Genomic DNA, 25146 nt, shown 5'->3' with positions numbered 1-25146 from the left:
CGGCCCGTCGCCGCGGATCAGGTCCTCAGATACCGCCGCAGGGAGATGGAAGAGGCCAATGCGGACAAGAGCATGGCCCCCAGGATCAGCGCCGGTGCCATCAGCAGGACCGTGGACTGATCCACGTAGGGCATCCACTGGACCGTACGGGCCAGCCAGTCCGTGATGAAGAGCTTGACGATGGCGCTCAGAGCGCCGACAGCCAGAAGAGATCCCAGCAAGGATGCCACCACGCCCTCCAGGATGAAGGGCAGTCGTATTGTCCAGTTGGAGGCTCCTACCAGTCTCATGATCTCGGTCTCGTTGCGACGCGAGGCGGCACTCATCCTGATGGTGGTGCCAGTCAGCAGGATGGCCACGATCACCATGACGACGGCCAGAACCAGGGTGACTGCCGTAGCCCTGTTGAGGATCTTGAAGACCGGGTCGAATATCTGGCGCTGGTCGGACACCTCCTCCACGCCGTCACGTCCTGACAGCACCTCGGAGACCACCTGATACTTGGTGGGATCCTTGAGTTTGAGACGCAGGGAGGCCTGCATGTCCGCTGCGGTCATGGTCCTTCCCTCGTATGTGCCGTTGGGGTACTGCTTGAGGAAGGTGTTCTTGAAGAAGTCCTCCCGGCTCTGGTAGGTGATTTTTGCCACAGAGTCGCGCAGCTCGGTATTGATGGTGTTCTCCAGCTTGACGATCTCGTCGTTCGTGGGCGCCTTGCCGGTCGCGCAGGATGCCGCCTGGCTGGCGCCGTCCGGGCACAGCCAGACCACCACCTCCACTTGGTCGTACCAGTCCCCCTTGGCCTTGCTGATCTGCGCCTGCATAAGGCCCGATGCGCCGATGAAGAGGAAGGAGATGAAAGTGACCAGCATGACCGAGAGGATCATGGACCCGTTGCGCCGCAGGTTGTCCCAGGTGCTGGAAAGGATGAACCGCAGTCTCATCGTGCCGCCTTCTTCTTGTCATGATGCTCATCCCGAGCCTTTGCGTCGCTCTTTTGTTGGGACTTCCTGGCCGCCTTGGGGGCTTCAGGGGGAGCGGGCGGGGCCGGCGGGGCCCCCATGGACTCAGCATCGTAAGGCTCGACATCATGATCGATTTCGCTGGTCGAGTCCTTTTTACTGATCTTGCTCTTGCTGGAGACTTGCTTTGAAGATTGCGCGTCGTCCTGCTTCATTTGGGCCGTAGCCTGACCGGATTTGCCGGTCGGTTCCGCCGAGCTGGAAACATCGGGCCGCGGAGGCTGATCGGGCTTCTTGAACTGTTGTTCACGATCAGCAGCCTCAGCGGAGGTTTCCTTCAACGGTTGGCGGTCCTTGACCTTGTCATTTTGCTTGGATCCCCTCTGATCACGGTCATGATTGTGATCATCATGCGCAAGACCCTTGCGGTCGCTATTTGGTTTCCTACCCTGCTCATGACTGCTCGAATCCTCGGGCCGCCGATCCTGGGACCTGCTTTCTGGGGTCGACTTGGGCCGAACAGTATCCGAACCACGAGCGGACTTCCGAGATTTCCGGGAGGCTGCAGGTTCTGCTGGTTCTGCCTGGGGACGATCCCCGGATTCGGCCCGATCGGTTCCTGCCTTGCCCTGGTCTTGGTCACTGGAACCTTCATGCGACTGACCGGGTGAATCCTGGCCGCCCTGGGACACCGGCACAGGTCTGCGGAATCGTTCGTCAGGGTCAGAGACGGTCTTCCCCTCGGACTGCCCCGCAGAGGCGCCTTCATGCTGACTGGAATCTTCCTGCGCAGACTCAAGGCTGCCCAGGCCCTTTCCCCAGGTCAGGGTGTCCTCCACCGAGGTGAAGACCTGCCCATAACGTCCTGTTCTCCCCGAATGCATGGACTTGGCCAGCCGTGCGATTCCCTCGTCGCCATACTGGCCCTGGTCGACGGCCTGTGCCGCCGCCTGGACCACCTGCTTGGCTCCCTTGGTTCCATCCACGATGGGCTCGGTAGCCGGGCTATTCCCATCCTGGACGACAACCTGCACCGGACGGCGCCCTCCAACTCCAACCTCACGAGCACGATCCAGGGCATCGCCGTCAGCGGGATCCCCGATGGCATGATGAGCGCGCGCCGCAACCTCGGCATCGGGGAAGAAGCGCGAAGAATCGTAGGAGCCGTGGGCCTCGTCGCGCATGATCCGGCCCGTATGCAGCTCCACCACCCGCTTGCGCATGGAGTTGACGATCTCCTCGTTGTGGGTGGCCATGACCACGGTGGTGCCGGTCCTGTTGATGGCGTCCAGAACCTCCATAATGCCCAGGGAGGTTGTGGGATCAAGATTGCCGGTGGGCTCGTCAGCCAGTAGGATTTCCGGATTATTGACGTAGGCGCGGGCCAAAGCCACCCTTTGAGCTTCGCCGCCGGAAAGCTCATGGGGGTAGTTTTGCTCCTTGCCCGTCAGCCCCACAGTCTTGAGTACCTGAGGAACCAGGGTTTTGATGGTGGACCGACGAGCGCCGATGACTTCCAGCGTGAAGGCCACGTTCTGCCATACGGTCTTGTTATTGAGCAGCTTGTAATCCTGGAACACAAAGCCAATGGAGCGCCGATATCCGGGAATTTCACGATTGCGCAGACGTCGCAGGTCGTTGCCGGCCACGCGAATCTCCCCCTCGGTGGCCTCCTCCTCACGCAGAAGCAGGCGGAGCAGGGTGGTCTTGCCCGACCCGCTGGCGCCCACAAGGAAGACAAAATCCCCACGATCGACATCCAGGCTGATGTCATCCAAGGCGGGACGGGACCCCTTGGGGTAGATCTTGGTCACGTCCTTGAGCGAAATCAACGCCATTGACTCTCCGTTCCTCGGTATTCCCCTACAGAGGCTATCAACAAGACCGACACTACACACTCATGAAACACCGACCCGGATGAGGCCGAGCACAGGTTTATTTGCTGGCTTCCTCCTCATGGGCCTGAACCCGCTGCTGATGCCGCCAACGGATACCGGCCTCTATGAAGGCATCGATATTGCCGTCGAAAACGCCCTGGGTATCCGAGGTCTCGTATCCTGTACGCAGATCCTTGACCATCTGGTAGGGATGCAGCACATATGAGCGCATCTGATCCCCCCAGCTGGCCTTGATGTCGCCGGCCAGCTCCTTCTTCTTCTTGGCCTCCTCTTCGTGCCGCAGAACCAGTAGGCGGGACTGCAAAACGGCCATAGCAGCCGCACGGTTCTGGATCTGGCTGCGCTCATCCTGCATGGTGACCACGATGTTGGTCGGCAAATGGGTGATACGCACGGCCGAATAGGTGGTATTGACACCCTGACCGCCGGGACCGGAGGAGCAGTAGGTGTCCACTCGGATATCCGAGTCGGGGATGTCGATGTGGTCAGTGGGTTCCACCAGAGGGATGACCTCGACAGCGGCGAAAGAAGTCTGCCGCCTGCCCTGGTTGTCAAAGGGCGAAATCCTCACCAGACGGTGAGTGCCGCCCTCCACAGACAGCCGACCGTAAGCATAGGGGGCATCCACCTGGAAGGTGGCCGACTTGATGCCGGCCTCCTCTGCATAGGAGGTGTCCATGACCTTGGTGGAGAAGCCGTGCCGCTCAGCCCACCTTATATACATGCGCAGGAGCATCTGGGCCCAGTCGGCCGCGTCCACCCCACCGGCACCAGAACGAATGGTGACCACGGCGGCGCGCTCGTCGTACTCCCCGTCCAGCAGGGTCTGGATCTCCATGTCAGCCAGGTCGGACCTCAACGAGTCGATCTCCTTGCGGGCCTCCACCAGGGTGTCCTGGTCATGCTCCTCCTGGCCCAACTCCTCCAGAGCCTGGACATCCTCCAGCCGGGAGGATGCGGACTCCAGATGCTTGAGCTGGGATTGCAGGGCTGAGAGCCTGCTGGTCACCTTCTGAGCATTCTCCTGATCATCCCAGAGTCCGGGCGCACTGGCCTGACGCTCCAGATCCGCAATCCGCGAGCGCAAACCCTCCGGGTCCAGCGCCTTGGAAATCATCTCGTACTTGGCCTTGGCCTGCTCCAATGCTTGAGCAAAATCCATCTCTGCCATACCGTCTCACCGCTTTCCAGACCGGCTCCATACGAGTCGGCCGCCGTCTTCATTGCCATTTGCCTGTGCCTGTGACGGCCGGATTCACGCCGACCGGACGGATCGGGTCAAAGGCCGCTGAAAATGGCGGGGATGATAAGACTGGCCAGCAAAGCCACGGCAATGACCAGGCAGACCGCCCTGGCTGTATTGCGGCGCCGACGCTCCCGGCGCTCACGCTCATGACTGTAGGCACTCATAGTTGATAATTTTACCTATCGGCTGCGACCTGGCTGGCGACCACCCAGAGCCGACTGTCGGACGGACCGTCTGTGTTTGAGCGTCGAGCGGTTTATCCTGTAAGACAACCTATGTCAATATGACTGCACAGCCAGAAGGAGGAACGATGAGCACAGCACGCACCGCATGGGGTTGGGGCCTGGCCAGCCAGGATGAGCAGGGCCGGACCTTGGATGTCTGGTACCCCAAGGCCGAGATCTCGACACCGCCGACCCCGGCGAACCGTCCCAACCACGACTTTGGCGACCAAGTCAACAACCAGCCCGACGCCCGCGGCATCCGAAAGGTTCCGGTCTTCACTGTGGCCGATTTGGATGGTCCAATAGCCAATGCAGCCGATGCCTATCTGCGGCTTCATCTGCTCAGCATGCGCCTGACCCCTCCCAACAGCATGAACCTGGACGGGATCTTCGAACAGCTCAACACGGTGGTCTGGACCAACTATGGACCCTTCGCCGTGGAGGATTTCGCCATGCGCAGGTCAGCGGTCATGGCTGCAGCCAGCCGGTCCATGCCGGGCATCCCGGTGACACAGATAACGGTGCTGAGCGTGGACAAGTTCCCCCGCATGGTGGATTACGTGGTTCCCGATGGGGTCCGCATCGGCAACGCCGACCGGATTCGGCTCGGCGCCCACCTGGCTCCGGGAACGACGGTCATGCATGAGGGCTTCGTCAACTTCAACGCTGGAACTCTGGGCCACTCCATGGTCGAAGGCCGGATCTCCCAGGGAGTCGTAGTCGGCGACGGTTCAGACATCGGTGGCGGAGCCTCCATCATGGGCACCCTGTCCGGCGGAGGCCGCCACCGGGTCTCCATTGGTCAGCACTCCTTGCTGGGGGCCAACGCCGGCATCGGCATCTCCCTAGGCGACGACTGCGTGGTTGAAGCCGGACTCTATGTCACCGCCGGTACCAAGATCGGCCTGGGCGACCAGGAGGTCAAGGGGGCGGAACTCAGCGGAAGGGATCATCTGCTCTTCATCCGCGACTCCCGCACGGGCCAAGTCAGAGCCCTGCCCCGCAAGAAGGGGATCGAGCTGAACGAGCGGCTGCACGCCAACTGAGCCCAGGCGGACATAGGACTCAGCGCTCTCCTATAGGCAGGTAGTCACGTGGTCCCTGACCGGTATAGACCTGCCTGGGTCGACCTATTTTCGTGTCGGGATCGTCCAGCATCTCCCAGTACTGGGCGATCCATCCGGGGATGCGACCCAAGGCGAAGAGCGTGGTGAACATCTCCGGGTCGAAGCCGATGGCGCGGTAGATAAGCCCGGTGTAAAAATCCACATTGGGATAGAGGTGCCGCTCGACGAAGTAGTCGTCATGCAGGGCCAGGTCCTCAAGCTCCAAGGCCACGTCGAAGAGTTCTGCATCCTCAGCATTCCTATCCTGGTCGGGCTCGTCCATGAGCTTGTATAGCCACTGCTTGGCTATTGCCGCGCGCGGGTCATAGGACTTATAGACCCGGTGGCCCAGACCTGCAATTTTCCGCCCCTCGCTCTTGGCCTGGTCCACATAGCCTCGCACACCCAGACCGGAATCCCGTATGCTCTTCAGCTGGCGCAGCACAGCCTCGTTGGCGCCGCCGTGCAGGGGGCCTGAAAGTGTATTGATGCCGGCAGCCACTGCCGAATACAGATTGGCCCTGGCCGATCCGGCAATCCTGACCACAGAGGTGGAGCAGTTCTGCTCATGGTCGGCATGGATAATCAGAAGCTTGTCGAGGGCCTGCACCTTGAGAGAATCGGCCTGATAAGGCTGGTAAGGCATGGCGAAGCTCATTCTCAGGAAGTCCTCCACATAGCCCCAGTTCCTGTCCGGGTAGAGCAGGGGCTGGTCGCGACGACGACGGTGGATCAGGGAGACGATAGTACGCACCTTAGCCATGATGATGGCGCTGGCCTCATCCAACTGCTCGGGATCGTCTACGTCACAAGTGTCCGGATGAAAGCCAGCAAGAGCGTTGACCGCCGCAGCCAGCACACTCATGGGATGAGCCTGGCGAGGGAAGGACGAGAGCAGATGACGGAAGTCCTCCCCTACGACCGTGTGACCCAGAACATGGCTGCGGAACCGCTTGTACTGCTCGGCATCAGGCAGTTCGCCATGGGACAGCAGCCAGGCCACTTCGAGGAAATTGGACTGGGCGCACAAGTCCTCTATGGCATAGCCCCTGTAGCGCAGTATGGACCGCTTGCCGTCAATGAAGGTTATTCCTGAAACGCATTGAGCCGTGGTCTGGAAGCCGGGATCGAGCGTGACCCAGCCGTCATTGCGCAGGGAGGAGACCAGAATGCCGTCGGGCCCCTCGGTGGCGCGAACCAATGGCAGATCAACCTGGTCGGAACCGATGGACAACCGTGCTGTAGACACCACGCACCTCCTGTCAATCAACCAGTGAGGTGCCAATGAGAGTCGACGGCCATGCCAGATCTGGCTACCGGCACCTGTACCGGCGTGGAATTGCCGATATGCTAACAGAAACAATCACGACTTCGATTACCGGCTTGTAACCGCAAGCAGGAATCCGTCCGTCCCTGGTCACGACCTGCGAGCCTAAGGCAGGGCCGTCTGCCTTCCCGCACCAGCCTGCAAGTAACAATTCCAAGGAAGAAAGGACGGCATCAGACAAGGGACCGAGGAACATCCACATTGTGGACATTCCTCGGCCCCTTATATAGTCCTGACAGCCCTCGAATCAGTCCCTGGTCGTCAGAATGACAGGTCCCTGCTCGGTGATGGCAATGGTGTGCTCGCTGTGGGCACCGCGCGATCCATCTGCAGAACGCAGGGTCCATCCATCCTTGGGATCCTGATAAATCTGATCGGTGGTCGCCAGGAACCAAGGCTCAATGGCGATGACCAGACCGGGGCGCAGCTTGTAACCGTGATGAGGAGTGCCATCGTTGGGCACATGGGGATCGCCATGCATGATCCGCCCTACCCCGTGGCCGCCGAACTCCAGGTTGACGCTGTATCCGTTTTCGTGGGCAACCTGACCGACCGCAGCGGAGATGTCACCCAGGCGGTTGCCAGGCTGAGCCTGGGCGATGCCCGCTTTCAAAGCCTCTTCAGTGGTCCGAATCAGCCGCAGATCCTCTGGATCGGCATGCTCGCCCACCACGAAGCTAATGGCTGAGTCGCCCACCCATCCGTCCACGTTGATGGCCAGATCCAGGGAAAGCAGGTCGCCGTCCTTAAGGTTGTAGTCATAAGGCACCCCATGCAGAACGGCATCGTTGACGGATAGGCAGATGTAGTGGGCGAAGGGTCCAGTACCGAAATCAGGCGCATAATCCACGTAACAGGAGGTGGCTCCCTTGCGGGAGTTGATCCTGTCCTTGACGTAGTCGTCCAGCTCCAGGAGGTTGACCCCAGGTTTGCTCATGGCCTTGAGCTCCTTGAGGATGCTGCCGACTAACCTACCCGCCGGCTTCATCTGTTCGATCTCCTGCTTGGTTTTGAGCTCGATCATCCTCTGCGTCCTTTCATGATTGGTGCCCGCAGGTGCCATCCCTTGGGATCCTGCCCAAGTACTACCTCTCAGTATTATCGGGTCAGTCGGACGAGTCCGGCTCTCAGTTCCGGCCGAAGGTGAAGGCCCTGATAATAGAGACGACTCCCAGCACCAGAAGAGCGCACCCGCTGAAAATAACCAGGAAGATGACGGAGCTCAACGGGTAGACCATGACGATGATCCCGGCAATGATGGAGACGATGCCCGAGAAAATGGCCCAGCCTGAATGCGGGAGCCCCCAGGAGGCGGCCAGACTCATTACGCCCTCCATGATCCAGCTGATGCCCACGATGATGGTGACCAGCAGGGTCAGCGCTGAAGCGGACAGGGCCGTGTTCCTCACAATCACGATGCCGCCGACAGCGATCAGAGCGCCAAAGAGGACGCCTAGCACACGCCAACCGCCTGGAAGTCCCTTGGTCACGATGGAGGTAGCCAGACGGACCACGCCGGAGATGATGAAGTAGATGCCCAGCACCACAGTCACGGCGATCAGGGTCTTGTCCGGCCTGAGCAGAAGGGCCAGGCCCAGGATGACTCCAATCACGCCCATGACACCCATGATGACGCGGATGGCCCTCAGGGTTCTGAATCCCAGATCCTCGGCAATCATGGAGAAAGGATCCATCCGTGGCGGGCGCCCCTGATAGCCGGGGTACTGCCCATACTGACCATAATTATTCTGGTATTGGCCGCCATTCTGCCCAGAATCCTGACCACCGTACTGGTTGGGCTGACCGCCCTGCATGGGATCCGTCATATCGTCCTCTTTCTCTCGCTCAGGGCAGCCTATGGCCCGCCCCGTTACCGTCTTTCAAGTGTAAATCACCAACGGAGGCAATCGCGGCTTTTCCCTTCGGCGGATGATTCGCCGGTCCGCCGATCTCCGGTGACCACAGGGCATGGCATGTCACCAAAGATGGCTAGGCTTGTGGCATGGCACAATCTACTGAATCCACGACCTCCTCCGGACTCGATCCGGCCTCCTTCTCTTCGGTCATTCGGCCACAAGACGACCTTTTTCGCTTTGTCAACGGCCCCTGGATCGACACCTACAGTCTGCCCGAGGACCGCTCCCGGTTCGGCTCCTTCGACAAGCTTGCCGAGGATGCCGAGGCACAGATCCACGAAATCCTTGAGGATCCGGAATCCACGGCCGTCAAGTCGGCCCTGCTCTATCACAGCTTCCTGGACACCGATGCCATCGAGGCGGCGGGAATGGAACCCATCCGCCCCGACCTGCAGGCCATTGATGCTGTGCCCGACAAGAAGGCGTTGACCAGCCTGCTCGGCCGACTCAATCCGACTGGCGGCCCCGATCTGTTCGGTATCGCCATCTATGGCGATCCAGGCAACGCCGGCGTCAACGTAGCTCATATGGAGCAGGCCGGGCTGGGACTCCCCGACGAGGCCTACTACCGGGACAAGAGCTACGCTCCAGTCCGCCAGGCCTACACCGACATGGTCGCCTCATTGCTCAGGCTCTCCGGCTACGCCGACGACCAGGAGGATGCTCACAAACAGGCGGAGTCCTTCCTTGAGGTCGAGACGCGCATAGCGGCACGCCACTGGGACAACGTATCCACCCGAGATGAGGATCGCACCTACAATCCCACCACCCTGGCTGACCTGGAGTCAACGCTCGCCGATTTCGATCTGCACACCTGGATCGAATCCTGGCAGAGAGCCTATGCCTCCAGCCCTGTCGCCAATATGCAGCCGGTCGATCTGAGCACGGCCCTGTCCAGGACCATCGTGCACGAACCCTCCTTCCTGCAGGGTTTGAACGAGCTATGGAAGACCAGCGACCTGGAGGATCTGAAACTTTGGGCCCGCGTGCACACCCTGATCGAGTGGGCAGGTCTGCTCAGCAGCGACTTCGATCAGGCTAGGTTCGACTTCTACGGCAAGGTCCTTTCAGGCACGACCAAGATGCGGGACCGCTGGAAACGAGCCGTCTCCCTGGTCAACGGCATTTGCGGCGAGGAAGTCGGACGCGAATATGTGCGCCGGCACTTCCCTGCCTCCAGCAAGGCCCGCATGGAGGCATTGGTCTCAGATCTGATCGACGCCTACCGGGTCTCCATCACATCCAGTGACTGGCTGGGCGAACAGACCAAGGTCAAGGCTCTGGCCAAGCTGGACAAATTCTCGCCCAAGATCGGCTACACCGATCACTGGCGCGACTATACGGCCCTGGCTGTGGACGAAAAGCTGGGTCTGGTCGACAACGTGCGGCGGGCCAACCTCTACGAGTCCGGCTACCAGTTCGGCAAGGTCGGGCAGCCTGTGGACAAGGAAGAGTGGCTAATGAACCCTCAGACGGTCAACGCCTACTACGAGCCCACCCTGAACGTCATCGTCTTCCCCGCAGCTATCCTGCAGCCGCCCTTCTTCAACCCCGAAGCCGATGATGCCGTCAACTACGGAGGCATCGGGTCGGTCATCGGCCACGAGATCGGCCATGGATTCGACGACCAGGGTTCCAAGTACGACGGCGACGGACGTCTGCAAGACTGGTGGACCCCGCAGGACCGTGAGAACTTCGAGCAGCGGACCAAGGCGCTCATCGAACAGTACAACGGGTTCGTGCCCCAACAACTTGCCGAGAAGTACGCCGACAAGCCCGAGCAAGCACCTCATGTCAATGGGGCGCTGACCATCGGCGAGAACATCGGAGACCTGGGAGGCGTCAACATCGCCATCAAGGCCTACGCCCTCTCCTTGCAGAAGCGGCAGGGCGGCACAGCAGGGACAGACGATGTGGCCATGGACCAGGCGCTGGCCTCGGCTCCGGTCATGGACGGCTACACCGGCCTGCAGCGGTTCTTCCTGTCCTATGCCTCCATCTGGAGGACCAAGAACAGGGATCAGCTGGCTGAACAGTATTTGCAGATTGATCCCCACTCCCCTGCTGAATTCCGCACCAACGGCATCGTCAGGAATGTGGATCGCTTCTATCAGGCCTTCGGCGTCACCGCTGACGACGGCATGTGGCTGGAACCCGAGGCAAGGGTCAAGATTTGGTAAGCCTGTTCTGATTGAAATCATCGGTTGACGGTTTCAATCAGCCTGTTGACCAAGGCGGGATGTCGACTGGAATCAGCCGGCCTCCCGCCTTCGTCCTGCTCGGCCGAAACAACCTTTGCTCATCCAGCATTGGAAGCCCCCACTGGTGTCCGCTTGGCTGCAGATGACACCGATGATGCTGGGGCGGTTTCAGAGGGTGAAGATGTCAGCGGAGTGGTCCAAGGATTCGCACCGGCGGCCCCCTCATCGATGGGCGCAGTACCCGATCGGATCCTGGTGAAGGTATCCTGTCCCCTGGCCAGGTCGTGACCGATGCCATCCGCTACCAAGACCAGACTGCTATGCGGCTGGCCGTCGCTGGTCCACTCCTCCGTAACCAAGGATCCCGTCACCATGACCGGATCGCCCTTGTGCAGACAGGCCAGAGCATTAACCGCCAGGGTCCTGAAAGCCTTGACTGTCAGCCAGGTGGTGGATTTTCGTTTCCATACGCCAGCCGCAGCATCGTAATAGGCCGGCGTAGAGCCAAGCCTGAAGGAACAGACTGGTGTGGTTCCCGGCTGTCCCAGACGGGCTGGCTGGGTTCCCATAAAGCCGAAGACGGTCGTTTTTATTTCGTTGATGGACATATCGGAACCTCTCTGTCGATGTCATGAATCCGGCGCTGTAAACCCACCGGTCGATTGCTCATTGCGTGGCGGTGAAGCCGTCCGACGGAGAATCCCTAGCCAGAGCGCGGATAATCGGAGCGGGGGAAGGGACTGGCCCCGGCCAGGGACCCTCCGTCGAACGGTGAATCCATCCTGCCTCCGCGCACGTCCCCGCACCTGACCCGAAAGTCATTGTGGTCGAATGAGCTCGGTCTGTTTCGCGTGGTGGACAACCTTGCCCATGGCTGGTTTGGCAATACCTCTTTCACTGCGCAAGGGCATCGAAACATTGGTCCTGGGCTAAACTGTGAGAGCAGATATATCGGCACGGTTTGGAAGGACCCGCAGTCATGGTTCACACGCTGGTCAGTTGGAACATCGATTCGCTCAACGCCGCCCTGTTGGGCAAGAGCAGCCGCAGCGCCCTGTCCCTGAAGGTGGTGGAGACCATCCGGGATCTGGACCCCGATGTCGTAGCCATCCAGGAGACCAAACTCAACGGTGACCAGAAGAAATCCGCGGGCATCCTTAAGGCGCTCATGCGCTACTTCCCCGATTACCATGAGGCGGACCGTCGCTCCGAGGCTCCGGCCCGCACTGGCTACGCAGGCACGCTCATGCTCTACCGCAAGAGCCTGCCAGAACCTACCGTGACCCGCCCCCGCATCGGAGCTCCAGGCACCATGGACGACGAGGGCCGCATGCTCACCTTGGAGTTCCCGGACTGCTTCGTCACCACGGTCTACACTCCCAATTCCGGATCGGGACTGGTCAGGCTCAAGCCGCGCGGCATCTGGGACGATTGCTATCGTCGCTACCTGAAGGAACTGGATGCCCGCAAGCCGGTCCTGGCCTGTGGCGACTTCAATGTGGCCCACGAGGAGATCGACATCGCCAACCCGGCCTCCAACCACCATTCCGCCGGCTTCACCGACCAGGAGCGCGAGAAGTTCGGCCTTCTGCTGGATGCAGGCTTCACCGACACCTTCCGTAAGATTCATGGCGATGCCGCAGGCTTCTACAACGACCACCGCAGCGTCTACACCTGGTTCGCCCAGCGGGCCCCGAAGAGCAAGATCAACAACTCCGGCTGGCGCATCGACTACTGGCTGACCTCCAACCGGATCGCTGACCAGGTCAGTACCAGCGAACCCGTGGACACCGGCGAGCGCCAGGATCACCTGCCCATTCTGCTCCGCATCTGACCGGATAGATTCCTGACCCCAAAGCAATACAACCAAGAGGTGGAGCCTTGGTCACATCATGGTGTGACCAAGGCTCCACCTCTCTATAGTGCACTATGAGTGCGGCATGCATACCCTACTGCAGGGCTGCAATCCGATCCACGATCGTCTGAGCGGCCTCATCAGCAGGAACAGCTTGCGCATCCGAGCCGTCGCGGTTGCGGATCTCAATAGTGCCGTTGGCGATGGTGTCGCGACCGGCAATAGCGACCAAGGGCACCCCAATCAACTCTGCATCCTTGAACTTGACCCCCGGAGACACCTTGGGCCGGTCATCGTAGAGAACTTCAACGCCACGGTCCTCCAGGCCGGCAACCAGCTTCTCAGCAGCATCGAAGGCCTCCTGCTTCTTGCCGGTGGCCACCACATGAACCGCGGCAGGAGCTACAGCCTTGGGCCAGGCCAGACCTTTATCGTCGTGATGCATCTCGGCGATGCAGGCCAGCACGCGGGAGATGCCGATGCCGTAGCAGCCCATCCAGACCGGCACCGCTTTGCCGTTGCGGTCCAGGACCTTCAACCCCAGCGCGTCAGAGTATTTCAGTCCGAGCTGGAAGACCTGGCCGATCTCCACGCCACGCTCGAAGCTGAGCGGCCCTGATCCGTCAGGGCTCATGTCCCCGTGACGGACCTCGGCTGCCTCCACCACTCCGTCAGCTCGGAAGTCGCGCCCATAGACCGCATTGGCCAGATGCACGCCTTGGGCATCAGCCCCGGTCACCCAGGCTGAGCCAGGGGCCACATGGGCGTCGAGGAAGTAGCGGATATGGGCTGCGGACTCGGTGTCCGAACGCTGAGGGCCCAGAACACGAGGACCAATGTATCCCTTGACCAGCTCGTGGTGAGCAGCCAGGTCAGCCTCACTGGCTTCCTCGATCTCGGCCGGGGCGAACTGGGCCTCCAGCCGCTTCATATCCACCTGACGGTCGCCCGGCAGGCCAACGGCCACCAGCTCCCGCCAGCCATCGGGATGGTCATCATCCGCAGGGTGATTGACGGCCACAATCAGGTTCTTCAGAGTATCGGCAGCGGTCCAGTCACGGCCGTCCTCACGAGGATGCAGCTGGTTGAACCGCTCCACCAGAGTGTCGATAGTAGTCGAGTCGGGAGTTTCCAGCTCCTGCATAACCGGGGTCTCAGCGTAGTCGACGGAATCGGGACGCGGTGTGGTCAGCGCCTCCACGTTCCATGCCTTCCCCGAGGGCGCCAGAGCAAAGGTGTCCTCGCCTATGGGCAGCGGAGCCAGGAATTCCTCGGACTCGGATCCCCCCATAGGCCCGGAAACCGCGTGGACGATCACGTAATTGACTCCCAGACGCTTGAAAATTCGCTCATAGGCGCCGCGCTCATCCTGGTAGGCCTTCTTCAGCCCCTCCTCGTCCACGGTGAAGGAATAAGCGTCCTTCATGATGAACTCGCGACCCCTGATCAGCCCGGCGCGGGGACGGAACTCGTCGCGGTACTTGGTCTGGATCTGGTAGAGAACAACCGGTAGGTCCTTGTATGAGGAGTACATGTCCTTGACCAAAAGGGTGAACATTTCCTCGTGGGTGGGAGCCAGCAAATAATCAGCGCCGTGCCTGTCCTGTAGGCGGAAGAGATTCTCGCCGTACTCCTCCCAGCGGTGGGTGGCCTCGTAGGGCTCACGAGGCAGCAGGGCCGGGAAGTGGACCTCCTGGGCACCAATGCCATTAATCTCCTCCCGGACCACAGCCTGGACCTTGTCAAGGACCTTCAGACCCAAGGGCAGCCAGGTGAAAATGCCAGGAGCCACCTTGCGGACGTATCCGGCCCGCTGCAGGAGTTTGGCCGAGTCCACATCGGCGTCGGCCGGATCCTCCCTGAGGGTCCGCAGAAAGAGGGTTGACATGCGCATGGCTTTGGTTCTCATACCTCCCAAAGATATGCGCGCAAAGGGACAAGCAGCCATTGAGGATGACCTGTAATTATTCTCTTAAAGCGAGCCCAGAACCCTGCGGTTATGGGTGCTCTCACAGAGACGCACGCTATCGTTGCATACGACTACCCAACGATGTTGAGAGAAAATCATCCCCAAAAAAACAATGCTTGCCCAGACGCAATCGTAAAGATGAAGCCATGAAATACACAGCATTGGCCGATTGCGGATAGGACTCGTTGGAATCGGTATTATCATACACATAGCCGTGGTGGCCACAGCCCAGAGGACGATCGGGGCCGATCATGACACCCGCGGATCTGGGAAGGCGCGTAGAGAAAGCTGGATTTGACTCGTATAATAATTTATTTTAAACTCAATTATTAAGAGAATTCCTCTCTTAGAGAATGGGCTCAATAGGAAGGAACAATGAAGTTCTTCAAAACAATGAGACAACTTCTCGCTGCTGTTGCTGCGCTTGGTATGTTTGCAGCAGTTCCAGCAGTAGTATATGCTGATGAGGCGGTGTCGTTTTCGGGGATGAGGATATTTGTCCCGTGCCGAGCTGCTCGACATAACAACCAAGCCAAAAATACTTGTAAGAACTCGCCTCGATATGCCAGGGCAAAGATTGCCTGTAGATTATGGCCCGATCAATACACCGGTTGGATCAAGAACGGCACCAGCTATTCGGGTGGGTGTCCATTAGGTGTTAACGATGTTCCAAGCGGTAACCCTGTGAGTTTGGAGGTAGGAAACCCGTAAGACTACTCGGTTGGTTAAGCGGTTCTTTGCAGAAGAAGGACCGCTTCTCTTTTTTACAGTTTGGTTCAATAGTGACTTATAAAGTGTGCGTTTCCCTGTCGCATGTTTGTTTCTCATACGGACATAGACGGGTGCTATCCGATGTATCGTTGAGCTTCGGCAATGGCGTATACGGCCTGCTGGGTCCGAACGGTGCCGGCAAGACGACCCTCCTGAATATTGTAACCACCTTATCGCGACCTTCGTCGGGCGATGTGAAGATTGCCGGGGCGCATGTGCTGACCAGCTCTGGACGACGTCGGGCCAGGAGCCGGATTGGCTATTTGCCGCAATCCTTCGAGCTGATGGATGCCTCCAGCCTCATGCGCAACGTGCGGTATGCCGCATGGGCGCGTGGTTTGTCCTGGAGTGCTTCCTGCGACGCAGCAGTGTGGGCCATGGAGCAGGTGGGATTGTCCGGGGAATCCCACCGCCCGGTGCGCAGCCTGTCCGGCGGCATGCGTCAACGGGTAGGCATCGCTTGTGCGATTGTTGCCCGTCCCGACGTGCTCGTCTTGGATGAGCCGACCGTTGGCCTCGACCCGGTGCAGCGCATTGAGGTACGTAGATTCCTCGACGCCTATGCGGACAGTCACACGGTGCTGGTAAGTACACATTTGGTTGAGGACCTGGCCGCAATTGCCGACCGTGTACTGGTGCTCAATCATGGGCATCTGCTCCTGGACGGACACATGGATGATCTCGCAGCCTTGGCCAGTCCTGAGGACTCAATGGCATCGCCTTGGGAATCTGGTTATCGACAGCTTCTGAAGGGGACTGGACACCTGCCATCCGACCAGGAAGGGGTCTCATAATGGTCCGGCTGCTCAATCCCCTATCGCCGATAAGCTCGCTGGTGTTCTTTCTGTCAATGATGGCATATCCGGCTGCATTATCGGTGCGCAACTACGGCGTCGGCCGACCAGACGCGTCCCTGCGGGTGTTGCCAAACGCCGCCTTGCAGCTTGACCTGACCTGGATGCATCTAGTGACGGATGTGATTGCCTGCATGTTTGGTGCGTGGAGTGCCTGGAAGGCATGCTCCCCGCGGTCCATGATTGCGCCGCCCTGGATCGGGGGGTCGGCCGTCCGCAGATACAGCGCACCTGTCCTCAAAGGCGCTGCATTGTGCTCCCTGGCCTATGTGGCGGGCTGTCTTCCCGCCATTGTCCAGACTCTGCAATCCACGGGCGGATCAGTTCCCTTGGGAGCCTTGCTCATGGGCATGGCAGTGCCGGCGGCAATGTTCGCCCTCGGTTATGCGCTCGGCGCCATCATGGGCAGCCGCTGGTCCATGGTGCCGGCCACACTCTTGCCTGCGATCCTGTGTTGGGGCAGCGTGGTACTGCTCATACCGCGCGTACCCAAGGGGGACGTGTTTCCCCGAATGTGGGGGTCGGCTCTATCCGTGGTGATGCCGGTAATGGACACGGGCATCGGTGCTGAGCCGGGGCTCAGGATTAATCCGTCAGCTGTGGCAGTGCGCTGGATTTTAGTCGCGGTAGTGCTGGCCGCATCCACTGGGGCATGCATACTGACGGCACACCGGTGGCGGCGCAGCCTGTCATGGATAGTCGCCCCATTGGTGGTGCTTCTGCTTGTTCCGACTGCTGCCGGGGGCCTGGTCGCCATGTCCAGCCTGGCAGAATGGCGCCGATCCGTTCCGTTCACCCCTGTGTGCAAAAGCATAGACGGTGTGCCGCTGTCAGTGTGCGCCCACCCGGATGATGATGCCCAGCTGAGACGCTACATGCGGTATATGCAGTCGGTCGCCTCATGGTTCCCCAAGGACAGCGTGGAGGGCAGATCGGGTCTTGTGCTTTTGCTGGGCAACGCCTTTACGCCCACAACCCACGGCCAGGCATGGAATCTCACCGGCCAAGGCCTGGCCGAACTGCGACAGTTGGGCGGCAAGAAGATACAGGTGATGACCGACACAGTCACCGAACGCACTGGACGATACAGCGACCTAGCTGATGTCACGGAGGCCATCGTGGAGGAATTCATTCATGCGGACTGCGCGGCTACGGCACTTAAAAACGTGTATAAACAACGGACGTTGGATGGCGGTGCCAGCGTGTCCGCCTTCGTACTGGAGCAGCTGCCCCAGCGCATGAGAGAGACCGCCTACCAGTCCCTGGGCGGGGGAAGCGCAATCTCTGGGTTGGGAAGCGCCCGAGGCCCTGCCGCCGATCTGCTCAACGACGCTACGAATGAAGAGTTCCATGCCTATGTGCGTCGTAACCTCTCTGACATCGAACGCTGCACCGTCACGCCGTCCGATGTCATCAATGGTCTGGGGAAGAACCACTGATGGGTGGCCGGCATCGACATGGTTCCATGAAAGGCGGAATCTCGGTCGGATGGTTGGCTGGGCGCCGCCCATGGGCGGCCTTGGCATTCGTCGTGCTGGCTACGGCCGTGCCCTTCCTGCTTGCTTCCGCCTCCACGTCAGCTACCGGCGGGGAGATCTATGCCCGGCCAGCCTATTACGGATACGTATGCGTTCCCGATCCACATGCAGCGGTATTCAACGGCGCCGTGCACACCCAATGCTCACAAGGCAAAAGCGCCGTACCCAGTATCGTACCCATGGCCGAGCTGGCCTACGCGGCGTTCAGCGCATGCGCCTTGGTCATGCTTGCCCCGCTTATGCCCACATGGGAGCGCCTGAACCTGGCGCGCGTCCGTTGGCGAGCCCTGGCCGCCGGGACAGGCGTGCTGATGCTGCCGTTTCTTCTCAACCTCCTCCTTACCATACCCAGCTCCCGCGGCGACTCGGCCAGTGCACAGTCGCTGCTCAGGCTGGCTGTCTGCAACGGCCTAGTCGACGCATCTTCGGTCATGCTCGGCATCGCATCACTGGGTCGTTTCTACGGGCTTGGACTGGGCGCAGGGCTGGCAGTGATTAATATCGCCAGCCAAAGTATGCAAGTAGGCATGGGAATGTCGCTCCGTCTATACCCCGAGGACGTTAGACCACCCGTTCCTGGACAGGGTACTTGGCCGGCGATTGCCACGGTCTTGACGGTCTTCGCCGTCATACTCTGGACGGTCACCGGAGGCCGGGGAATGATTATGGACAAGAAATAAAGAGTCGGCACGACTCCTTGTGAGAGGTGTGAGATCCTGAGGGCCTTAACAGCGCAGGAGCTTGTCCGGATCCACCCAGCAGTCAACCGGACCTGCGTATATGACCCGCATAACCGAAACAAAAGCCAGACAGCACATACAGGAAAGGTCGGTAAATCCGCAGCCTGACATCTGGCATCTATCTAGCCCTATCCCTCCTCCATAAGGACAGCCAAGATATGATAGTTGTACGAACAGGTTTTCTGATTTACTAGGATAAGGCGGGCACCTATGTCTTCAGAGCCGGGTGTGACCATCCAGACCTTTACCAACCTCGACGCAGAGCACTTGACGCTCCTCCTGGAGGCCGATCCCTCAGAACGGATAATCCGTGACGTTTCACCCATTCCCGCGCCTATGAAATCCGAGTAGGACAAACCCTGGCCGGTGTCATGCTGCTTGCCAGACCGAACACGGATACCGTGGAAATTGCCGATATCAATGTGGACCGCGCTTATCGCAGACAGGGGCTTGGAAGTAGATTAATAGACCGAGCCAAGATGGAGACTGTCAGGCTGGGCCTGAGAAGGCTGGAAGTTGGGACCGGATCCACCAGTTTTGGAGCCCTTTGCTTCTACCAGACATGCGGGTTTCGCATGGACCGCATTGAACGGAATTATTTTGCGAGAACGGAATCACCCTTAGAGACATGGTTCGCCTGTCATGGCGTCTCGAACTACCCAAATAACCATACCGGGCCAAGACCAATAAGGACGACCCTTCAGAAAAGCTGGTCCTGGCTGAATTCGTCTTCTGGTTCCTGACCGACGGCCCGCTTGGTGAAGGACTCAGGACCTTCATCCTTCAGACGGGCGCAGGCCGCCTTGGACTCGGCCCTCAATCCCGCATCCAGAACGACGGCATCGGGAGAGACCAGGAAGGCGTGCTCATTGATGCCCGTCAGATAGAGCCCATCCAGACTTTCCACACGGGAGAGGGCCACGTAGCCCATCCCTGGCGCGAAGGTCCGTCTCAGGTCCATGACTGCCCTGTCCAAGGTCATCCCCTGGGACTTGTGGATAGTGATCCCCCATGCGCAGCGAAGGGGAACCTGATTGACGGCGGCCAAGACCGTATCCCCATCCATAGTCTCCCAGGCGGCCGGCTTCATAGTGACCAGATTGCCATTCTGGAAGGAGACAATCGGCCATCCCCCCTTGGCCGAGCTGGTGAATCCGCTGACTGTGCCTATGGAGCCGTTGACATATTGATGATCCTGGTCGTTGCGCAGAGCCATGACCGCCGCTCCGGTCTTCAGGGCCAGATCCTCGGGGGCCAGCATGTTCTTCTTCAGCCGCTCAACCAGCCTTGTCTCGCCCCGGGATGTGGCCTGGTAATGGTGGGCCTCTTCGTCGATGGAGGCCAGGCGCTGGTCATTCAACGTGTCGGCCTGCTTGTTGACCGGGAAGAGGTGGACTGCGACCTGTCCAGGAGCAGGCACTGCGCCGACTCGGGCAGCCAGGACCTCATGGTCCTCCTGGGTGACGCCGCCCTCCCTGATATCAGTCAGGACGGTCAACAGCTGACCATCGTCCTGGCGATGCTGCTCAGTCAGATAACAGATGACGGGGTCCAGTTCCCGCCAGACCAGTGATTCGGTAACGAACCCATCCGGATCCTTGCCAACCTGAGCATAGCGTTCCCGGGCAGCCTGGAATTCGGGGCTGGGCAGTATCCCTGCAGCTCGGTTGGACCGGGTCACCGGCGGCAGCTGGAAGAAATCCCCGGAAAGGACCACTTGGATCCCTCCGAAAGGCTCGGGGCTGTGGCGAACAGCCTGGCAGGCCTGGTCCACCATGTCGAAGAGCCAGGCGTGCATCATGGAGACCTCGTCGATGACCAGGATGTCGGTGCCTTCAATCTGCCTGCGACGACGGGTCTTGATCCGCTTCAAGAGCGATTCCGTCATACAGGTGGCGATTCCCACACCGCTCCAGGAGTGGATAGTCTGGCCGTTGATGTGCGTAGCGGCAATTCCGGTCGAGGCTGTCACCGCCACAACCGCTCCGGCCTGCCGGGCCTGGTGGACGAACTCGTTGAGCACAAAAGTCTTGCCTGACCCTGGGGCACCTGTGATGAAGGCATTGGCCCCCGCACTCAATATGGTCAAGGCTTCGGATTGTTGCATGCCTCCATGGTGCCACGTCAGAGGTACATGGCCACGCCTGTCAGTAGTCGGTCTTCTCAGGCTTATTGGCATCCTCGACAGGATTGCCGGACTCTTCGTAATGGCGCAGAAGACTGGTCTGCTCGATCTGTTCCGCTCCGGCCTTGGACTGGGCCTGATCAGGTCCGGGGGCAGGAACAAAGAACATGGAGCGGTAGTAGCGCAGTTCGTCCATGGACTCGATGATGTCGGCCAGGGCCCTGTGACCGCCATGCTTGGCCGGCTTGTTCTTGTAGACGTCCGGGTACCAGCGGCGCGACAGCTCCTTGAGGGTGCTCACGTCAATGACCCGGTAGTGCAGAAGATTCATCAAGTCGGGCATGTACCTGTCAAGGAACTTCTTATCAGAACCCACCGAGTTGCCTGCCAGATGAGCCTTGCCGTTCTTGGGCAAGAAGGGCTTGACGTACTCGATCACCTGACGCTGGGCATCCTCCAGGTCAAGGCCGGTCTTCATCTCCTCGATCAGGCCGGAGGAGGTATGCATCTTCCTGACGAAATCCCCCATATGGTCCAGGGCCGCCTGGGAGGGCTTGATGACCAGATCGATGCCCTTGTCCAGGACCTTCATGTTGAAGTCGGTGGGAACCACGGAGACCTCGCACAGCTCGTCATGGAAGATATCCAGACCGGTCATCTCGCAGTCTATCCAGATCATGCGGGATTCCTCCGCAGTGAAGGTCAGTTCATTCTTATCGCTCATCTGTATGCCTTTCAGATCCGGGTTGCTGCCCGGGTCGTTCCTTCCGCCGCCTTGGGCGGAACGTTACAAGATACCGCCAGCACGTGACCGGCGGAGTGCTCGCCAGCACAACCGACCGGACCATGACTGACTTGAGATAAGCAATCGGCGCAGGTCATGATGAGACCCTGCGCCGATCACCTGCCTATGTAGGCTCAGTTGTGGAAGCCTGAGTAGTTGGGGGCCTCCTTGGTCATGACGATGTCATGGGGATGCGATTCACGCAGACCAGCATCGGTGATCCGAATGAACCTGCCCTTGCGCTGCAGCTCGGGGATGGTGCGGGCACCGGTGTAGAACATGGTCTGGTGCAGGCCGCCGACCAGCTCGTAGAGCACATAGTTGAGCGGACCGCGATAGGGCACCTCGCCCTCGACACCCTCTGGCACCACCTTGTCGGAGCTTGTCACGTCGGCCTGGAAGTAGCGGTCCTTGGAGTAGCTCTTCTTGCCGCGCGGGGCCATAGCGCCGAGCGATCCCATACCCCGATAGACCTTGTACTGCTTGCCATGCAGGAGGACCTTCTCGCCAGGGGCTTCCTCGGTGCCTGCCAGCAGACCCCCCAGCATGACCGAATCGGCTCCCGCCACGACGGCCTTGGCAATGTCTCCCGAGTAATGGATTCCGCCATCGGCCACCAGAGGGATGCCGGCAGGACGGCAGGCCAGCGCGGCATCGTAGACGGCAGTCAGCTGGGGCACGCCCACGCCAGCAACCACGCGAGTGGTGCAAATGGAGCCGGGGCCCACGCCGACCTTGACCGCGTCAACACCAGCATCGATCAGAGCCTGGGCACCTTCGCGGGTGGCCACGTTGCCGCCGATCACATCCACATGGTCGAAGGCATGATCAGCCTTGATCCTGCGAATCATGTCCAGCATGAGCTTGGCATGACCATGCGCGGTGTCCACGACCAGAACGTCAACCCCGGCATCGGCCAGAGCGGTGATGCGCTGCCAGGCATCACCGAAGAAACCGACGGCCGCAGCCACACGCAACCGGCCACGCTCGTCCTTGGTCGCCTCGGGGTACTGCTCGGTCTTGACGAAGTCCTTGACGGTGATCAGCCCGGTCAGCTTGCCCTCGTCATCAACTAGGGGGAGCTTCTCCACCTTGTACTTGGCCAGAAGCTGGTGGGCATCTTCCTTGGTGATGTCGGACGGACCGGTGATCAGATGGTCCTTGGTCATAATGTCGCTGACCTTAAGCCGGTCGAAGTCAGCAGGATTGACAAAACGCATATCACGGTTGGTGATGATGCCCACCAGCCGCTGCCGACGATCCACCACGGGCAGACCGGAGACCTTGTAGGTGGAGCAAAGCTTGTCCAGGTCGGTCAGTGTGGCATCTGGTGTGACGGTCAGGGGGTCGGAGATCATGCCGGACTCGGACCGCTTGACGATGTCGACCTGATTGGCCTGATCTTCGATGCTGAGATTGCGGTGGAGGACGCCGATGCCGCCGTTGCGGGCCATAGCCACGGCCATGGTAGCCTCGGTGACCGTGTCCATGGCAGCCGAGAGGACCGGGGACTTCATGGTGATGTTCCGAGTCAGCCGGGTGGTGGTATCCACCTCGGAGGGAATGACATCGGATTCGTTGGGCAGCAGGAGGACGTCATCATAGGCCAGACCAATTTTCTGGAAGGCGTCGGGCAGTTGAGTGTAGGAGGAGGGTTCGCTTTGTGGGTTTTCCTTAGCCATAGCACCATGCTACAAGTGCTTCTTGACCGTTAACGGTACGGTGTTCGTACTATTTCATCCAGTGAATTAATCGCCCTCATTTTTATCATGGCGGCTCTTGCGATGCCAGGGCGGTCTGGCCGCATGCTGTGAGCCTTGGGCAGCGAGAAGTGCGTTCTCGCGCCTGATTTCGGGAAGTCGACGACGGTAGTAAGGGTAGAGGGTGGCGAAGGTCAGCAGTATGGCGGCCAGGACCAGACCAATCATGACATATCGCAGACGGAAGAATAGAATAAAGAGCGAGCCGAAGGCGATCAGAGCGGCCCAGCCCCAGAGAATAAGGACCGCGGAACGAACCGTGTGACCTATGCGCAACATACGATGGTGCAGGTGCATGCGGTCGGGGTGCATGGGTGATTGCCCGTGACTGAGCCTTCGGATGATGGCCAGGCACATGTCCAGAACAGGCAGGAAAAGCACCAGGATGGGCAGAAGAATGGGCATGAATGCCGGCAGATAGATGCTGGCATGAATAGTTGCCGGATCCAGTCGGCCGGTGACCACGATAGAGGCGCAGGTAATCAGGTATCCCAGCAGCATGGATCCTGAGTCTCCCATGAAAAGCTTGGCTGGATGCCAGTTGTGCAGGAGGAATCCCACGCAAATGCCCACCATGGCCACGTCGATCAGGGTGGCCAAAGAGGCGTAGTCGGGCGAGATGCGGGCGATGATATAGGAGTAGATGGCGAAGGCGATGCCCCCGATGGCCACGATGCCTGCAGCCAGGCCGTCCAGTCCATCCACAAAGTTGACCGCATTGATGGAGGCCACGATCAGGAATGCCGTTATGGCCATGGACAGGCTGGGCGATGCCGCCACCAAGGATCCCAGAGGGAGGGAGATGATCTGGATACCGCCCCAGGAGACGAAGACCGAAATCAGCAGCTGGCCAGCCAGCTTAAGCATCCAGTCCAGGTCCCAAAGATCGTCGGCTATGCCCAGCAGGCAGATGGCTACGGCCCCGGCCAGGATGACCCAAGCCTGATGCCCGGACTGGAAGAGGCCCGTGATGAATGGGATGCGGGAGGCAAAGCACATGGCTACGGCAAATCCGATCAGCATGCCCAAGCCGCCCATCCGAGGGGTGGGCACTTTATGTACGTCGCGAGCGCGGACCACGCCTACGGCGCCAACCCGGATGGCGAGATGACGAATCATGGGCATGACCAGCCAGGTGGCCCCGCCAGCGATGGCAGCAATGAACAAATATACCCTCACTGGCCCTCCCCTCCGCTGGACCGGCCCGACAGAAGAGCACGGACCCGGGCCTCGCCGATTACGCCCTGCCGCAACACATGCATCCCATCAGGATCAGTTTTGTCGGCTTCCACCACTGTGCTGGCCACTGAGCCAGGGGTCGGTCCCCCGTCCAGGTAAAGGTCGACGCTATCACCAAGCTCGGCTCTGGCCTGCTGCACGGTCTCCACGCTGGGATTCCCCGATCGGTTGGCGCTAGAAGCGGCCAAAGGTCCGGTCACCTGCAGGAGCGCCCGACAGATGGGAGAATCGGGTACTCTGACGGCCTGGGTAGAGCCATCGGGCTCCATTCGAGGGGTGCGCAGAGGGCAGGATTGCCCCACTTGGGCAATAGGCGAAAAAGGACCCGGCAACAAGGCGTCAGCCAGGCGATCAAGAGGGGCAGGCAGGCTAAGATCCAACCGGTCCATGGCCTCGACCCCATCCAGCAACACCTGAATGGACTTGGTTCTGGGACGGTGCTTGGCCTGGAAGAGCCTATCGATGGCCGCATCATTGCATGGATCACAGACGATGCCATAGACCGTGTCGGTAGGAATGACCGCCAGCCCTCCGGCAGCCACCACCTGGGCCAGCAACTGCGGCGACCGGCTGTCATAGGTCATCACCCGGCTCATACCCTGCATCACGACCTCTCGGTTCGACATGTTCATGT

The 25146-nt window shown here is 59.9% G+C and carries 20 protein-coding genes and 1 pseudogene; 7 read left to right on the top strand and 14 right to left on the bottom strand.

The window, feature by feature from the left end:
• Window positions 1-17 precede the first annotated feature (17 nt).
• The 4 genes and pseudogenes from ftsX to J3U06_RS02110 form a co-directional block, all read right to left on the bottom strand.
• The gene (gene ftsX / locus J3U06_RS02125) at window positions 18-941 is read right to left on the bottom strand and encodes a permease-like cell division protein FtsX (RefSeq protein ID WP_024626676.1); all 924 of its coding nucleotides are present in this window, start codon (window positions 939-941) and stop codon (window positions 18-20) included.
• Between the two features lie 824 nt (window positions 942-1765).
• Window positions 1766-2797: pseudogene (gene ftsE, locus J3U06_RS02120) on the bottom strand (cell division ATP-binding protein FtsE); the annotation flags it as partial.
• 97 nt (window positions 2798-2894) lie between these two features.
• Complete coding sequence (gene prfB / locus J3U06_RS02115; protein WP_267444154.1) at window positions 2895-4028, bottom strand: peptide chain release factor 2; 1134 nt, start codon at window positions 4026-4028, stop codon at window positions 2895-2897.
• Window positions 4029-4135: 107 nt separating this feature from the next.
• Window positions 4136-4267 (bottom strand): hypothetical protein, encoded by a 132-nt coding sequence (locus J3U06_RS02110; protein ID WP_267399561.1) that lies wholly within the window; start codon window positions 4265-4267, stop codon window positions 4136-4138.
• Window positions 4268-4413: 146 nt separating this feature from the next.
• Between J3U06_RS02110 and dapD the strand changes: the two genes are divergently transcribed.
• Complete coding sequence (dapD, locus tag J3U06_RS02105; protein ID WP_267444153.1) at window positions 4414-5373, top strand: 2,3,4,5-tetrahydropyridine-2,6-dicarboxylate N-succinyltransferase; 960 nt, start codon at window positions 4414-4416, stop codon at window positions 5371-5373.
• A 19-nt stretch (window positions 5374-5392) separates the two neighbouring features.
• Here the strand turns inward: dapD and J3U06_RS02100 are convergent, their stop codons facing one another.
• From J3U06_RS02100 to J3U06_RS02090, 3 genes are all read right to left on the bottom strand, one after another.
• Complete coding sequence (locus tag J3U06_RS02100) at window positions 5393-6682, bottom strand: citrate synthase (protein WP_267444152.1); 1290 nt, start codon at window positions 6680-6682, stop codon at window positions 5393-5395.
• A gap of 325 nt (window positions 6683-7007) precedes the next feature.
• Complete coding sequence (map, locus tag J3U06_RS02095) at window positions 7008-7784, bottom strand: type I methionyl aminopeptidase (RefSeq protein WP_267399558.1); 777 nt, start codon at window positions 7782-7784, stop codon at window positions 7008-7010.
• Window positions 7785-7887: 103 nt separating this feature from the next.
• On the bottom strand, window positions 7888-8586 hold the full coding sequence (locus J3U06_RS02090; protein WP_267399556.1) for an HdeD family acid-resistance protein: 699 nt from the start codon (window positions 8584-8586) through the stop codon (window positions 7888-7890).
• 176 nt (window positions 8587-8762) lie between these two features.
• Between J3U06_RS02090 and J3U06_RS02085 the strand changes: the two genes are divergently transcribed.
• On the top strand, window positions 8763-10856 hold the full coding sequence (locus J3U06_RS02085) for a M13 family metallopeptidase (protein ID WP_267444151.1): 2094 nt from the start codon (window positions 8763-8765) through the stop codon (window positions 10854-10856).
• A gap of 119 nt (window positions 10857-10975) precedes the next feature.
• On the opposite strand, the gene J3U06_RS02080 is transcribed toward J3U06_RS02085, so the two are convergent.
• Window positions 10976-11485: a single-stranded DNA-binding protein gene (locus tag J3U06_RS02080; protein ID WP_267399553.1), complete on the bottom strand. Its 510-nt coding sequence runs from the start codon at window positions 11483-11485 to the stop codon at window positions 10976-10978.
• A 371-nt stretch (window positions 11486-11856) separates the two neighbouring features.
• Between J3U06_RS02080 and J3U06_RS02075 the strand changes: the two genes are divergently transcribed.
• Window positions 11857-12711 carry an exodeoxyribonuclease III gene (locus J3U06_RS02075; RefSeq protein ID WP_267399552.1) on the top strand — a complete coding sequence of 285 codons (855 nt, stop codon included), beginning with the start codon at window positions 11857-11859 and terminating at the stop codon, window positions 12709-12711.
• Window positions 12712-12826: 115 nt separating this feature from the next.
• Here the strand turns inward: J3U06_RS02075 and J3U06_RS02070 are convergent, their stop codons facing one another.
• Window positions 12827-14641: a proline--tRNA ligase gene (locus J3U06_RS02070; protein WP_267399551.1), complete on the bottom strand. Its 1815-nt coding sequence runs from the start codon at window positions 14639-14641 to the stop codon at window positions 12827-12829.
• An 839-nt stretch (window positions 14642-15480) separates the two neighbouring features.
• Here J3U06_RS02070 and J3U06_RS02065 point away from each other — a divergent pair.
• The 4 genes from J3U06_RS02065 to J3U06_RS09360 all read left to right on the top strand — a co-directional run bounded on the left by J3U06_RS02065 (window position 15481) and on the right by J3U06_RS09360 (window position 19347).
• A complete protein-coding gene (locus tag J3U06_RS02065) occupies window positions 15481-16266 on the top strand; it encodes an ABC transporter ATP-binding protein (RefSeq protein WP_324123883.1) in 786 nt (261 codons plus the stop codon).
• 56 nt (window positions 16267-16322) lie between these two features.
• Entirely contained in the window at window positions 16323-17765 is a 1443-nt protein-coding gene (locus J3U06_RS02060) for a hypothetical protein (protein ID WP_267444150.1), read from the top strand.
• Window positions 17766-17791: 26 nt separating this feature from the next.
• Entirely contained in the window at window positions 17792-18544 is a 753-nt protein-coding gene (locus tag J3U06_RS02055; protein WP_267444149.1) for a hypothetical protein, read from the top strand.
• A gap of 401 nt (window positions 18545-18945) precedes the next feature.
• Entirely contained in the window at window positions 18946-19347 is a 402-nt protein-coding gene (locus tag J3U06_RS09360) for a GNAT family N-acetyltransferase (RefSeq protein ID WP_416378928.1), read from the top strand.
• On the opposite strand, the gene J3U06_RS02050 is transcribed toward J3U06_RS09360, so the two are convergent.
• The 5 genes from J3U06_RS02050 to J3U06_RS02030 form a co-directional block, all read right to left on the bottom strand.
• Window positions 19305-20711 carry a PIF1 family DEAD/DEAH box helicase gene (locus tag J3U06_RS02050; RefSeq protein WP_267444148.1) on the bottom strand — a complete coding sequence of 469 codons (1407 nt, stop codon included), beginning with the start codon at window positions 20709-20711 and terminating at the stop codon, window positions 19305-19307. The genes J3U06_RS09360 and J3U06_RS02050 overlap by 43 nt on opposite strands.
• Before the next feature lie 40 nt (window positions 20712-20751).
• Window positions 20752-21453, bottom strand: a complete 702-nt coding sequence (gene orn, locus J3U06_RS02045; protein WP_220236176.1) for an oligoribonuclease — start codon at window positions 21451-21453, stop codon at window positions 20752-20754.
• Between the two features lie 194 nt (window positions 21454-21647).
• Window positions 21648-23195, bottom strand: coding sequence for an IMP dehydrogenase (gene guaB, locus J3U06_RS02040; RefSeq protein ID WP_220236177.1), 1548 nt, complete (start codon window positions 23193-23195; stop codon window positions 21648-21650).
• 66 nt (window positions 23196-23261) lie between these two features.
• Window positions 23262-24452: an MraY family glycosyltransferase gene (locus tag J3U06_RS02035; protein ID WP_267399545.1), complete on the bottom strand. Its 1191-nt coding sequence runs from the start codon at window positions 24450-24452 to the stop codon at window positions 23262-23264.
• A complete protein-coding gene (locus tag J3U06_RS02030; RefSeq protein WP_220237448.1) occupies window positions 24449-25108 on the bottom strand; it encodes an L-threonylcarbamoyladenylate synthase in 660 nt (219 codons plus the stop codon). The genes J3U06_RS02035 and J3U06_RS02030 overlap by 4 nt, the downstream gene beginning before the upstream one ends.
• Between the last annotated feature and the right edge of the window lie 38 nt (window positions 25109-25146).

It is taken from the genome of Bifidobacterium sp. B4142, from assembly GCF_026537325.1.
Classification (GTDB): domain Bacteria; phylum Actinomycetota; class Actinomycetes; order Actinomycetales; family Bifidobacteriaceae; genus Bombiscardovia.
The sequence above is the reverse complement of the archived record's forward strand: the minus strand, read 5'-3'. Positions and strand labels throughout refer to the sequence as shown.